Origin of the sequence: Proteus appendicitidis, from assembly GCF_030271835.1 — a bacterium.
GTDB lineage: Bacteria > Pseudomonadota > Gammaproteobacteria > Enterobacterales > Enterobacteriaceae > Proteus > Proteus appendicitidis.
Map to the genome: position 1 here is coordinate 1,402,575 of NZ_CP127389.1, position 13,866 is coordinate 1,416,440.

General features: G+C 37.6%; 10 protein-coding genes. 5 read left to right on the plus strand and 5 right to left on the minus strand.

The window, feature by feature from the left end; genetic code table 11:
• Nucleotides 1-20 precede the first annotated feature (20 nt).
• Nucleotides 21-569: a peptidoglycan L,D-endopeptidase MepK gene (gene mepK / locus QQS39_RS06395; RefSeq protein ID WP_151434716.1), complete on the plus strand. Its 549-nt coding sequence runs from the start codon at nt 21-23 to the stop codon at nt 567-569.
• Between the two features lie 35 nt (nt 570-604).
• The gene (locus tag QQS39_RS06400) at nt 605-1,255 is read left to right on the plus strand and encodes an MBL fold metallo-hydrolase (RefSeq protein ID WP_151434717.1); all 651 of its coding nucleotides are present in this window, start codon (nt 605-607) and stop codon (nt 1,253-1,255) included.
• 159 nt (nt 1,256-1,414) lie between these two features.
• Here QQS39_RS06400 and QQS39_RS06405 read toward each other — a convergent pair whose 3' ends face one another.
• The 4 genes from QQS39_RS06405 to pncB all read right to left on the minus strand — a co-directional run bounded on the left by QQS39_RS06405 (nt 1,415) and on the right by pncB (nt 7,324).
• The gene (locus QQS39_RS06405) at nt 1,415-2,605 is read right to left on the minus strand and encodes an amino acid aminotransferase (RefSeq protein ID WP_072069660.1); all 1,191 of its coding nucleotides are present in this window, start codon (nt 2,603-2,605) and stop codon (nt 1,415-1,417) included.
• Between the two features lie 408 nt (nt 2,606-3,013).
• Nucleotides 3,014-4,111, minus strand: coding sequence for a porin (locus QQS39_RS06410; RefSeq protein ID WP_285714138.1), 1,098 nt, complete (start codon nt 4,109-4,111; stop codon nt 3,014-3,016).
• A 340-nt stretch (nt 4,112-4,451) separates the two neighbouring features.
• On the minus strand, nt 4,452-5,852 hold the full coding sequence (gene asnS, locus QQS39_RS06415) for an asparagine--tRNA ligase (protein ID WP_151434718.1): 1,401 nt from the start codon (nt 5,850-5,852) through the stop codon (nt 4,452-4,454).
• A 257-nt stretch (nt 5,853-6,109) separates the two neighbouring features.
• A complete protein-coding gene (pncB, locus tag QQS39_RS06420; RefSeq protein ID WP_285805580.1) occupies nt 6,110-7,324 on the minus strand; it encodes a nicotinate phosphoribosyltransferase in 1,215 nt (404 codons plus the stop codon).
• A gap of 340 nt (nt 7,325-7,664) precedes the next feature.
• On the opposite strand from pncB, the gene pepN reads away from it, so the two are divergent.
• Nucleotides 7,665-10,280: an aminopeptidase N gene (gene pepN, locus QQS39_RS06425; RefSeq protein WP_285805581.1), complete on the plus strand. Its 2,616-nt coding sequence runs from the start codon at nt 7,665-7,667 to the stop codon at nt 10,278-10,280.
• A gap of 154 nt (nt 10,281-10,434) precedes the next feature.
• Here pepN and QQS39_RS06430 read toward each other — a convergent pair whose 3' ends face one another.
• Nucleotides 10,435-11,481, minus strand: coding sequence for a PDDEXK nuclease domain-containing protein (locus QQS39_RS06430; RefSeq protein ID WP_285805582.1), 1,047 nt, complete (start codon nt 11,479-11,481; stop codon nt 10,435-10,437).
• A gap of 413 nt (nt 11,482-11,894) precedes the next feature.
• On the opposite strand from QQS39_RS06430, the gene pyrD reads away from it, so the two are divergent.
• Both pyrD and QQS39_RS06440 read left to right on the plus strand, forming a co-directional pair.
• Entirely contained in the window at nt 11,895-12,905 is a 1,011-nt protein-coding gene (gene pyrD / locus QQS39_RS06435) for a quinone-dependent dihydroorotate dehydrogenase (protein WP_036912193.1), read from the plus strand.
• 219 nt (nt 12,906-13,124) lie between these two features.
• Nucleotides 13,125-13,676 carry a cell division protein ZapC gene (locus QQS39_RS06440; protein ID WP_151434721.1) on the plus strand — a complete coding sequence of 184 codons (552 nt, stop codon included), beginning with the start codon at nt 13,125-13,127 and terminating at the stop codon, nt 13,674-13,676.
• Nucleotides 13,677-13,866 lie beyond the last annotated feature (190 nt).

Here is a 13,866-nt window from a genome sequence, read left to right on the forward strand (position 1 = left end):
AATTGTTGAGTGCATATACTATGGATATTATTGATTCACATCGCCGTAAATGGCTGGGGCTTGGTATGGCCGCAGTGGGGTTAGGGTTATTGCCTTCTCATGCTTTTGCTTCATTAGCGACACCTCGACCAAAAATCCTTCGCTTTAATAATTTAAATACTGGCGAAACTATTAAAGCCGAGTTTTTTGATGGGAAACGTTATAATAAACAGGAACTTGCTAAATTAAACCACCTTTTTAGAGATTATCGTCAAAACAAAATCAAAACCATTGATCCCGCACTGTTTGACCAAATCTATTTATTGCAAGTGATGCTTAATAACAATAAACCTGTAGAGCTTATTTCAGGTTATCGCTCTTTAGTAACGAATAATAATCTACGTCATAGTAGTAGCGGAGTGGCAAAGAAGAGCTATCACACGCGTGGACAAGCAATGGATTTTCGTTTACTCGGCACTGATCTTTCTAAAGTGCGTCAAGTTGCATTAAGAATGAAAGCAGGTGGTGTAGGCTATTATCCAAGAAGTAATTTTGTGCATATTGATACAGGACCAGTCCGCTCATGGTAATCTATTGAGAATTAGATAATAGAGTGGAGTGATTCATGATGTATCACATTGTACCTGTGACAAACTATATGCAAAATTGCACCCTTATTTGGTGCGATGAAACGAAGGAAGCGGCAATTGTTGATCCTGGTGGCGATGTCGAAACGCTTATTGCGCAAATCGAAGAACGCCAATTAACATTGACCAAAGTATTATTAACACACGGGCACTTCGACCATATTGCAGGCACCTCACAAATTGTTGAGCACTTCAATGTTCCTGTTTACGGTCCTCATGAAGATGATAATTTCTTATTAGAAGAATTAGAACAACAGTGCCGTATGTTTAATTTCCCTTGCGGAAAATCATTTAGACCAGATAGCTGGTTAAATGAAGGCGATACTATCACAATTGGTAAAACAATTTCGTTATCTGTTTTACATTGCCCTGGTCATACGCCGGGACATATTATTTTTGTAAATCATCAGAATAAACTTATCTCTATGGGAGATGTGTTATTTAAAGAAAGTATTGGTCGTACCGATTTCCCTCGAGGAAACCATGCCGATCTTATTGCTTCAATCAAAAATAAAGTTTTACCTTTAGGCGATGATTATTTGTTTATTCCGGGACATGGACCTATGTCTAATTTAGGGCACGAACGACAATATAATCCTTTTTTACAAGATGAAATGCCAATCTGGTAATACTGATAATATCCATTAATTAACGAAAAGCTCTTTATTATAAAGAGCTTTTTTTATAAATAAAAAAGTGTGGTTTATATTTCTTTTTTCTTTTATGCCAATAAAAAAGCCACGTTGCTAATAACGTGGCATTTATCTTAATTACACTTTAGAAGGCAATTAGAGTACTGCAACAATGGCTTCACACAGTGGAACCATATTCTCAAGGGTTAAACCTGCAACGTTAATACGACCTGAACCCACGATATAAATACCGTATTCAGCACGTAAACGCTCAACTTGCTCTTTATTTAAACCACTAAATGAGAACATACCATTTTGGTCGATAATAAAGCTAAAGTCTTGTTTAGCGCCTTTTTCTTGTAGTGTAGTCACTAACAATTGACGCATACGTTGAATTCGTTCACGCATGGTTGTCAGCTCTTCAATCCACTCTTCTTTTAACTCTGGGTTAGAAAGAATAGTAGTTACCACTGAAGCGCCGTGTGCTGGTGGGTTTGAGTAGTTTGCACGAATAATTGCTTTTGCTTGGCTAAAGGCTTTTTCAGCCGTGTCGCTGTCTTTGGTAACAATGGTGCATGCGCCTACACGTTCGTTGTAAAGACCGAAATTTTTAGAATATGAACTAGCAACAATAAGCTCAGGATTCTTTTCTGCAAAGAGACGCAAGCCTTGTGCATCCTCTTCAAGACCACGGGCAAAACCTTGGTATGCAAAGTCAAAAACAGGTAACCAGCCTTTCTCTGCTGATAATGTCGCTAATTGACGCCATTGTTCTTCTGTTGGATCAATACCGCTTGGGTTATGACAGCAACCGTGGAATAAGACAACGTCACCAGCCTGTGCATTTGCAAGGCTTGCTAACATACCGTCAAAATCTAACCCGCGATTTTCTGCGTCATAATAATCATAATTACAGATCTCAAGACCTGCAGTTTGGAAAATATTATTATGGTTAGGCCAAGTTGGATTACTGATCCAGACACGTTTTGCTGTGGTTTGTTGAGCAATAAAATCTGCAGCAATACGTAAAGCACCTGTACCACCCGGTGCTTGAGCTGTGCGTGCGCGCTTTTCAGTAATAATAGGATGTTGTTCACCAAACAGAAGTGCTTGGGTCACATTGCCAAATTCAGGGATACCGCTAATAGGAAGGTAGTTTTTAGTGGTTTCGTTTTCTAACAGGTATTTTTCTGCTTTCTTAACAGTGGTTAAAACAGGTGTTTTACCTGTCTCATCCTTGTAAACACCAATTCCTAAATTAATTTTGTTTTCACGAGGATCAGAACGGAAACTATCAGCTAAACCCAGAATAGGATCGGCTGGTGCAGCAATGATTTTCTCAAACATAGTGTAATTGTTCCCTAAGCTCAAAACGAAGCCGAAATATGAGTATCAAGAGTAACGCTATGAGGGCTTTTTGCCAACTGTTTGTAGTGAAATTAACAAGAAGTTGTGAACTAAGTGAGAATAAATAGCAAATCAAGATGTAAATAAGTGAATATCCTGTGATTACATTAACATGTAAAAATAATCACTAAAAAGACATAATTGTTTAGTGGGATAAACTTTTTTGATTTTCAAAAAAGAGAGGCAAGGGAAGTTATTGCATTTAATAAATTAGTTGAGTGCGATTGGTTTAGGTACAAAAGAGGCAAATAGGGAAGTGATGGTTAAATTGTGCAAATAAAAAAGCAACACCGAAGTGTTGCTTTTCAAATCAATTAACTTGACTGTTTAATTACCTATAAGCGGTAATTAGAACTGATAAGTCAGACCTAAACCAACTACGTTATCGTCGTTCAGACCTAAAGCATTATCAGATTTCAGCAGGTTGATTTTGTAATCAACAACTGCAGTCATGTTTTTGTTAAATTTGTAGAAAGAACCTACAGAGATATATTTAACTAAATCAGCATCAGAAACGCGTGAAGCACCATTAGCATCTAAATCTTTACCTTTAGATTGAACATAACCTAAAGATGGTTTCAGACCTAAATCTTTAAAGTCATATTGTGCAGTTAACTCGATGTTTTGAGTTTTGTTAGCGATACCGTCTTTATAAGTAGTCATGTTACGGGTTTCACCGTACATTGCTGCTAAGTAAACGTTGTTAGCTTCGAATTTACCACCGAAGTTCCATGCTTCTGCACGGCTACCGCGAGCTGTCGCGTTAACGCCATCTTGTTGAGCAGAAGTACGAGCAGAGTTAGAATAACCACCACCCAGAGTTACACCCCAGCCTAAGTTATAAGCTGTAGAGAAACCGAAACCGTCGCCATTAGCTTTTGAGCCTTGACGTGCATTGTTGGTGTTTTCGTTGTTTTTACCTTGGTATTGCAGAGCAAAACCTAAGCCATCAACATAGCCAAACATATCAGTGTTACGGTAAGTCAGAACGTTGCCAGTACGACCAGTCATGTAAACGTCAGTTTGTGACATTGAGTCGCCGCCCCATAAAGGCAGTACGTCTGTCCATGCATTGGTGTCGTAAATTACACCGTAGTTACGACCGAAGTCCATTGAACCGTAGTCAGCGAATTTAAAACCAGCGTAAGCGAAACGAGTTTTCGCATTACCTTCGCTACCTTCAGTGTTGTTAGTTTTAACTTCGTATTCAAAACGACCAAAACCAACTAAATCTTTATTGATTTGAGTTTCGCCTTTGAAACCGATACGTGCACGAGAAGCATCACCGCTTTCATGTGAATCTTTATCAGCGAAGTAATGACGAACGTCAACTTTACCGTAGATGTCTACTTTGTTGCCGTCTTTGTTATACATTTCAGCTGCGTTTGCTGCACCAGCAAACATTAAAGCTGGGATTACCACTGCAAGAAGATTGCGCTTCATCATTATTATTACCCTCATTGGTGTTATTCAGACACCTTTGCCACTGCCAGAAATAGTTTCTTAATTTTTATGGAACTATTTATGAGAGTTAAGTGTCGTCTGTGTCGGGTGACAGTGTTCCATTGGTAAAAAATTTTATCTACCCCCAATTTGCTACAAAAACGAAAAAAGTGTAACAAATTGTAACTATGTATTTCAAAGTGTGTATTTGGGGGAACTTTTGAATCAAATAACAGCCATGCATAAAAAAAGCCAACCTTGAGGTTGGCTTCTTGACTTAAGTAAAACTAGTACAATAAAACAACAATGCAAATTTCCAGCTGAATACTAATTAATCACTAAATTAAAAATCTGCATTTCTTGGTGTGCGTGGGAACGGAATAACTTCACGAACGTTTGCGACACCGGTCACATAAGCAACTAAACGTTCAAAACCTAAACCGAAACCTGAATGAGGCACAGTGCCATAACGACGTAGGTCGCGATACCACCAGTAATCTTCTTTATTCATTCCCATTTCTTCTAAACGTTTATCAAACATATCTAAACGCTCTTCACGTTGAGAACCACCGATGATTTCACCAATTCCTGGTGCTAATACATCCATTGCTGCAACTGTTTTACCGTCTTCATTCATACGCATATAGAATGCTTTGATGTCTTTCGGATAGTTTTTCACCACAACAGGTGCTTTAAAGTGTTTCTCTGCAAGATAACGTTCATGCTCAGAAGAGAGGTCAACACCCCAATAAACTGGGTTTTCAAATTTCTCACCACAGTTTTCAAGCACAGTAACTGCATCGGTATAATCAATTTGAGCAAAGTCAGAGGTGATAAAGTTCTCTAAGCGTGTGATAGCGTCTTTATCGACACGTTGTGCAAAGAACTCCATATCATCTTTACGCTCTGCTAATACAGCTGCAAAGGTGTATTTCAGCATTTTTTCAGCAAGAGCTGCGATATCGTTAAGATCAGCAAATGCCACTTCAGGCTCTACCATCCAGAATTCAGCAAGGTGACGACTGGTATTTGAGTTTTCAGCACGGAATGTGGGGCCGAAAGTATACACTTTGCTTAATGCAGAGGCGTAAGTTTCACCATTTAGCTGACCAGAAACCGTTAAAAACGCTTCACGACCAAAAAAGTCTTCACTGAAATCGACTTCGCCTTTATCTGTGCGTGGCAGGTTGTTCATATCTAATGTAGAAACACGGAACATTTCACCTGCACCTTCTGTATCAGCCGCTGTAATTAGTGGCGTAGAAACCCAGAAGAAGCCTTGTTCATCGAAGAAACGATGTAGTGCTTGTGCTAATGTGTGACGAACACGAGCAACTGCACCAATTAAGTTAGTACGAGGACGAAGGTGAGCAACTTCACGTAGGTACTCAATACTATGACGTTTGGCGGCCATCGGATAAGTTTCCGGATCATCGACCATTCCTACCACAACAACATTAGTGGCTTGAATTTCAAAGTTCTGTCCCTGGCCCGGAGATTCAACAATTTTACCGGTGACTTCCACAGAACAGCCTGTGGTTAAGTGCAGCACTTCATCTTGATAATTCGGTAAATTATTATTAATGATGGCCTGTACTGGATTAAAGCAGGAACCGTCATAGACGGTAAGAAATGAGATACCAGCTTTTGAATCTCTTCTTGTACGTACCCAACCGCGAACGGTGACGTCTTCGCCAACCGCGATACGGCCTTGCAGTACGTCGACTACAGGCGCAACGATCATAAATAAATCTCTCTTCGTTTAATTAAAATAATTGTTTGGTTAATTCATTCTGCCCCTGTCGGACAGTTTTTCTATGTTACTTGCAATAGCGCAGGAAACAAGTAGGAAATTTTAGTTTAAAGAGTCAATAAAGAAGAGAAAAGCTTTTGTATAAAATAAATTGATAAAAATAGATGAAATATTGATAAAAGCAGATGTTATGACAAAAGAAAGGGCAATTATTACCCTTTCTTTTATTAATGAAGATTTTTAGCTAATTAACAGGCCTGTTTAACAAGAGGAACGTCAAAGGCTTTGCGTAGCTTGTCAACAAAGTCATTGTCGTCACAAATCGTTTTACCTGGGCTATCTGATAATTTAGCAACTGGCTTACCATTGCACTCCACCAGCTTAATTACAATATTAAGAGGCGTTATTTCAGGAATGTTACAAGTAAGTCGAGTGCCAATACCAAAGATTAGACGAATGCGCTTATGAAAATGCTTATAAAGGACCAGTGCTTTTTGAAAATCGAGACTATCAGAAAAGACTAATACTTTACTCATTGGATCAATACCCAATTTTTCATAATGCGCGATCGCTTTTTCACCCCATTCAATCGGATCACCGGAGTCGTGACGTAAACCTTGGTAGCTCTCTGCAAAGGCTTTATCAAAATCACGCAAAAACGCATCCATTGTAATGCAATCTGTTAATGCAATACCTAATTGATCTGGATATTCATCTAACCAAGATTGCAAGGCTGCACGCTGGCTATTTGCCAGTTCAGGGCTAATCTGCTGATGAGCTTGAAACCACTCGTGAGCTTGCGTTCCCACAGGAGCCAAATGCATACGTTCAGCTAAATGATAGTTACTTGTACCAATAAGATAAGGGAAATGATTTTTTAGCTCATCCACAATGGCACACTGTACATCATAAGAGAAACGGCGGCGAGTACCGAAATCCATTAATTTAAAATCAGCTAAGTCAACCTGTTGCTCTGCAGCATCACGGTAGAAGATATCAATTAATTTACGTAGTTGATTAACTGCGTCATCAGGCGTGATTTGAGGAGAACGAGTACGATGTACAATTTCACTCACTAAAGCCAACAAAGGAACTTCCCATAGAATAACTTCGCGCCAAGGCCCCGTTATTCTGATCGACAATTGGTTTTCAGCTGTTGTTGAAATTTTGACTTGTTCAGGTTTAAAGCGAAAATGCTTAAACCATTGCAGATAGTCATTTTTGAAAAAGGGGAGGCTCTGAAGATAGTTAAATTCTTCATTCGTTAATGACAAGTCTGCCATCATATTAACTTGATGGCGTAAGGTTGTTGCATATTCACCTAGACGTTCATCACTCCGACAGCGGAACTCAGCAACGACAGGAATATCACTATAATGGTGGTAAACCGCTTGTTGCATGTGGAGCTTATATGCATCGGTATCCAACAGTGATGTAATAATCGGTGTAGCGTCTAAAATCATAGCGCGTCAAGCATCCTCACGGAGCGTTTTTGTGTCTGCTAAATCGTTAAGGTTGGAGAGTATACCCGAATATGACGACAAAGCGTCACTATTCAACAATATTTCTCTGCGACATAAAAACAAGCTGTAAAACTTAGATGAGTTTACCACGTTAAACATAATTTGGGAGTATATTAGCATCATTTACCAAATAAATTGATTACATATATTAATAAGCTATTAACATTCTGTTGACTTTTAATGTTTTCAATTGAATTTTCGACTGGCTAAACAGGTTTTTGACGGGTAAGCTTTGGCAATATAACCGTTAAATAGTCGTGTTAACTAAAAGGTTTTTTCTATGACACAACAAAGAATCGCGAAATTTCGCAAAGATTATCGTGCTCCTGACTACACAATCACCGATTTACATCTTGATTTTATTTTAGACAAAGAAAACACCCAGGTTACGGCGATAAGCCAATGTAAACGCCTAAACTCAGATGCGACAGCATTAGTGTTAGATGGTGAAGACTTAACATTAAAATCAATCGCAGTGAATGATGTTGCTTGGACACACTATAAAGAAGAAAACGGCAAACTCATCATTGAACAACTGCCAGAGCAATTTACATTAAAAATTGTTAACGAGATTAATCCATCGGCTAACACCGCGTTAGAAGGGTTATATGTTTCTGGTGATGCATTATGTACACAATGTGAAGCTGAAGGCTTTCGCCATATTACTTACTATTTAGATAGACCTGATGTATTAGCTCGTTACACCACAACAATTACGGCAGACAAAAAACAGTATCCTTATTTATTATCCAATGGTAACCGTATTGCACAAGGTGAACTGGATGATGGTCGCCATTGGGTAACATGGGAAGATCCACATCCAAAACCAAGTTATTTATTTGCTGTGGTAGCGGGTGATTTTGATGTATTACGAGATACTTTTATCACCAAAAGTGGCCGTGAAGTTGCTTTAGAGCTTTTTGTTGATAAAGGTAATTTGGATCGTGCAGATTGGGCTATGACATCATTGAAAAATGCGATGGCATGGGATCAATCTCGCTTTAATTTAGAATATGATCTCGACATCTATATGATAGTTGCTGTTGATTTCTTTAATATGGGTGCAATGGAGAATAAAGGGCTGAATGTCTTTAACTCTAAATATGTGCTAGCAAAAAGTGAAACGGCAACTGACAAAGATTACTTAGGTATCGAGTCTGTTATTGGTCATGAATATTTCCATAACTGGACAGGTAACCGTATTACTTGTCGTGATTGGTTCCAGTTAAGTTTAAAAGAAGGCTTAACTGTTTTCCGTGATCAAGAATTTAGCTCTGACTTAGGTTCACGCTCTGTGAATCGTATCAATAATGTACGAGTGATGCGTACTGCTCAGTTTGCAGAAGATGCAAGCCCTATGGCACACCCAATTCGTCCTGATAGTGTGATCGAAATGAACAACTTCTATACTTTAACAGTATATGAAAAAGGTTCAGAAGTGATCAGAATGATCCACACCTTATTAGGTGAAGAGCAATTCCAAGCTGGTATTCAAATGTATATTCATCGTCACGACGGCAGTGCTGCAACTTGTGACGATTTTATTCAAGCAATGGAAGATGCTTCTAATGTTGATCTTACCTTATTCCGTCGTTGGTATAGCCAATCAGGTACACCACAACTGACCGTTCGTGACAGTTATAATGCTAATAAAAAGCAATACACTTTAACGGTTAGTCAAATGACACCACCGACAGCCGATCAAACTGAAAAGCAGCCATTACATATTCCATTAGATATTGAATTATATGATACCAAAGGCAATGTGATCCCACTGCGTTCACAAGGTCAAACTATTTCTAATGTATTGAATGTGGTACGTGAAGAGCAGCAGTTTGTTTTTGACGATGTGCCAGAACAACCGATCCCATCTTTATTGCGTGAGTTCTCTGCGCCTGTAAAACTTGATTATCCATTTACGGATGAGCAACTCTCTTTCTTAATGAAATATGCACGTAATGCATTTTCACGTTGGGATGCAGCTCAAGCATTATTAGGTCGCTATATAAAAGAAAATGTTGCTCGAGTTCAAAAGGGTGAAAGCTGCATTTTGCCTGAAATGGTGGTTGATGCTTTCCGTGCAGTATTACTTGATAAAGATATCGATCCTGCATTAGCTGCACTTATTCTGACATTACCAACAGATGTCGAAGCCGGTGAATCATTTAGTATTATTGATCCAGTTGCTATCCATAAAGCGCTTGGTTTTATTCGTAAAACACTAGCAACTGAAATGGCAGACGAGTTCTCTGCTGTTTACCATTCAATGCATATCGGTGCTTATCGTGTTAATCATGATGATATTGCAAAACGTGATTTGCGTAATGTTTGTTTAGCTTATTTAGCGGTTGAAAATGAGCAAACGGGCAATCAGCTTGTTGGTGTGCAATATCATAACAGTGACAATATGACCGACGCGCTCGCCGCACTTAATGCTGCTGTAATGGCTCAGTTACCTTGTAAAGATGCGTTATTACAAGAGTTCGATGACAAATGGCATCAAGATGGTTTAGTAATGGACAAATGGTTTAGTTTACAAGCCATGAGTCCAGCAAAAGAGGTGCTACAGAAAGTACGTAGTCTGTTATCTCATCGCTCATTTACACTTGCAAACCCTAATCGTACTCGTGCGCTAATTGGTGCTTTTGTGAATAATAACCCTGTGGCATTCCACGCTGAAGATGGTTCAGGTTATTTATTATTGACAGAAATTCTGACTGATTTAAATAGCCGTAACCCACAAGTTGCATCACGCCTTATTGAACCGTTTATTCGTTTAAAACGTTATGATGCAACGCGCCAAGAAAAAATGCGTGCAGAGTTATTAAAACTGAAAGAACTTGAGAATTTATCTGGTGATTTATATGAGAAAATTACCAAGGCGTTAGCTGATTAATATTACGTTTTATATCACTTTATGAGTGAGTAAATAGTATAAAAGCAGCAAGATAATTAGATCCCCAGCATAGTCTGGGGATTTTTTATGGTGAATATTTGGCTTGATTAATAGGCAGCTAATAACGATAGAAAATAAATACAGCGTGATTTTTTTATTCTAGATTTTTTTGTTCAAGTAATTTCTGACGCTCTTCTTCTAGTTTTGAAATTAACTCTGTTTCACTTGGTAGTGCTAGCATATATTTTGAAGCAAATAATTGCTTACTTTCATTAAGAATTGAATATTGGGCTACCGTGTGGTTTTTTTCAGTACAAAGAATAAGACCAATTGTTGGATTATCATCATTACGGCGTTTTTTTTCTTCATACATTCGTACATACATATCCATTTGTCCAACATCTTGGTGAGTGAGCTTATGCATTTTTAAGTCAATTAGTAGAAAGCATTTTAAGTGGAAGTTATAAAATACTAAGTCAATATAATAATCACCATCATCAGTGTTAATGCGTTGTTGACGCTCGACAAAAGCAAATCCTTTACCAAGTTCAAGTAAGAATTCTTTTAGGTTATCAATTAAAGCTTGTTCTAACTTATTTTCCTGTAATGCGTTACTCGGTAGGCCGAGAAAATCGAAAATGTATGGATCACGTAAGTAATCTTTGACTGAAGTTTCAAGGCTTGAGGCTTTTTGTTGACCTTCAATTAATATAGGTAAAATATCTTGTTTTTTCTGTTGACTTGAAAGTAAGCGCTCATAGTATAAAGCCCCTATTTGCCTTTCTAGGGCGCGAGCAGACCAAGATTGTGCTATTGCCTCATTAATATACCACTGACGAGCGTGTTCATTTTTTAGGCGAAGTAATGTTCTGTAATGTGTCCAGCTTAATTCGTGACGCACTGCGTCACAAATTGGAAATTTAAGATAAAATTGTCGCATATGACGAAGATTCGAGGCATCAAACCCTTTTCCAAATTCTTTAGTTAATTCGGTAGATAGTGATTTTAGAACTCCTTTGCCAAATTCTGCCCGTGTATTTCCTTGTTGTTCATCTTCAACAATTAAACGACCAATTTCCCAATAAGTTTGAACCATTATACTGTTAACTGCTTGTGCAGTCTTTTTTCGACCTTGGTTAAGGAGCTTGCGGATATTGGAAAGTAAAGGTAGGTGTGTACTGAGTGTGTTTTGGTCTTTCACTAGATAGTCTCCGTTTTTTTAATATTCATCGACGTTTACACACTGTTTGCTTTCCAAATTTAACTTTATTTGATGACAACAATAGTGAGTTTTCTAATTCGTGTTATGCTTTTATGTAATTAATTGTTTTCTTTGAGCTATTTTTAACTATTTTTACTTATTTCATCCTTTTCTAAATATGAAAAAAATCCTAAATTTTCATTTTTTTAGTTAGTTAAATCCATTTGTGTTGTATGACTGGTCATTCATCCAATAAGAGAATAAATGGGACTCAATTCATAGTCTGGGGATTTTTTATGGTGAATTGTGAAATTGAAGCGTTTACTTTTCGTGCTTTTATCTATATGATGCTCGACGCTTAAATTGTCGTAGACATATCATTCCTAATACCCGATATTCTCAATGGAGATCGTATGTATTATTCCTTAGTAAGGAAGGCATTGTTTCGGCTAGATCCTGAACGTGCCCATGATTTTACCTTCCGTCAGTTAAAACGTTTATCTCATTCCCCATTTCAATTTCTTATTCAGCAGTCACTTCCTTCTAAACCCGTATCCTGTATGGGACTCTCATTTAAAAATCCACTAGGTCTTGCTGCCGGTCTTGATAAAAACGGTGATTGTATAGATGCATTGGGTGCAATGGGATTTGGTTTTATTGAAGTTGGTACAGTGACACCACGACCTCAAGTGGGAAATGATAAACCTCGTTTATTCCGCTTAGTGGAAGCGGAAGGTTTAATTAACCGAATGGGCTTTAATAACCTTGGCGTTGATAACTTAATTGAAAATGTAAAACAATCTCGTTATGGTGGCGTGCTGGGTATTAATATCGGCAAAAATAAAGATACTCCAGTAGAGCAAGGCAAAGATGATTATCTGATTTGTATGGAAAAAGTCTATGCTCATGCCGGTTATATCGCAATCAATATCTCATCACCAAATACCCCAGGTTTGCGTACACTACAATATGGTGAAGCATTAGACGATCTGCTATCAGCAATTAAAAATAAACAACTAGAGTTGCAGGGTAAATATCAAAAATATGTTCCTGTTGCTGTTAAAATTGCACCTGATTTAACACATGAAGAATTAATTCAAGTTGCAGATAGCTTAGTTCGTCATCATATTGATGGTGTTATTGCGACAAATACTACATTAGATAAATCATTAGTCAGTGGATTAGATCACTGTAATGAAGCTGGGGGATTAAGTGGTCGCCCGGTACAATCAAAAAGTACACAAATAATTCGACAATTAAATGAAGAATTAAAAGGTGCATTACCTATTATTGGTGTCGGTGGAATTGATTCATTAACTGCAGCCAGAGAAAAAATGGATGCGGGTGCTTCTCTAATTCAAGTCTATTCAGGATTCATTTATCAAGGTCCTGCACTTATCAAATCTATAATTAATCATATCTAAATACATTTAATAATGAGTTAGGGGCTTTTCTTCTGCCCCTAACTCGTTTATATTGCCCCTAGTTGGTTATTTTTTATTAAATTGCACTGATTGTGCTTAATTAATAGTAAAATGAATCCTGTTTTTGTTAGGTGATATTAAATATTTTATTTAGGTCATTTAATTTTGATTGTTTGTTAGAGTATAAAACAGGGTAATGAATCGAAGGGGGATTAATTAGTGATAATAAAACCCGATGATCGCTGGCGTTGGTATTTTGATGTTGAGCAACAAAAATTAATGCTTGATTTAGCAAATGGGATGGTTTTTCGTTCCCGCTTTCCAAGCAAAATGTTGAGTGAGAGCGCTCAACAATCAGCATCTTTTACCGTTGATGATGCAGCTCTTTATTATGGATACGATGAGCAAATTCGCCAAATAGATATGCCATCAGAATCAAGAGCTGAATTAGCGTTAAATGCATTAATAGCCCATCGCTTTTTAAAACCACTGATGCCTAAGAGTTGGTATTTTGAAGTTAACAATAATCAAATCAACCCTTATTTGTCTCAAGTGGTAGAAGCTTCATTAAAAGAAGGAAATGAAACAGCTCTTTTTTTAGTGACCGAAGTGGGCGCTCAAGCTTGTTTATGTTTATTAGCTCAACCACAGTTAACGTTATTCGATAGAACACTTAATTTTTGTGACCCAATAAAAATTATGAATGACAGGTTAAGCAATTATCATAAAAAGTCAGAGTCAGGATCATTTTTGTACGAGAAAGTTATTTAACAAAAAGAGTAAAAAGGACTTACTCTTTTTATCGTCAGTTATTATTTATAACATTCTAAAAGTAAATCCACCCCCAAACAACACTCCCTAAAATCAAATCTTCATTACGCTCTTCCTGTCATCTTTTTCTAAAAGTAAAATAAGTTTATTGATAATTTATTATTGAGTTCTTAATAAGATAATTCTTATT

Coding starts and splice junctions, on each gene's coding strand:
- pyrD (WP_036912193.1), top strand. CDS start 11,895: ATGTATTATTCCTTAGTAAGGAAGGCATTGTTTCGGCTAGATCCTGAA.
- QQS39_RS06400 (WP_151434717.1), top strand. CDS start 605: ATGATGTATCACATTGTACCTGTGACAAACTATATGCAAAATTGCACC.
- QQS39_RS06410 (WP_285714138.1), bottom strand. CDS start 4,111: ATGATGAAGCGCAATCTTCTTGCAGTGGTAATCCCAGCTTTAATGTTT.
- asnS (WP_151434718.1), bottom strand. CDS start 5,852: ATGATCGTTGCGCCTGTAGTCGACGTACTGCAAGGCCGTATCGCGGTT.
- mepK (WP_151434716.1), top strand. CDS start 21: ATGGATATTATTGATTCACATCGCCGTAAATGGCTGGGGCTTGGTATG.
- pncB (WP_285805580.1), bottom strand. CDS start 7,324: ATGATTTTAGACGCTACACCGATTATTACATCACTGTTGGATACCGAT.
- QQS39_RS06405 (WP_072069660.1), bottom strand. CDS start 2,605: ATGTTTGAGAAAATCATTGCTGCACCAGCCGATCCTATTCTGGGTTTA.
- pepN (WP_285805581.1), top strand. CDS start 7,665: ATGACACAACAAAGAATCGCGAAATTTCGCAAAGATTATCGTGCTCCT.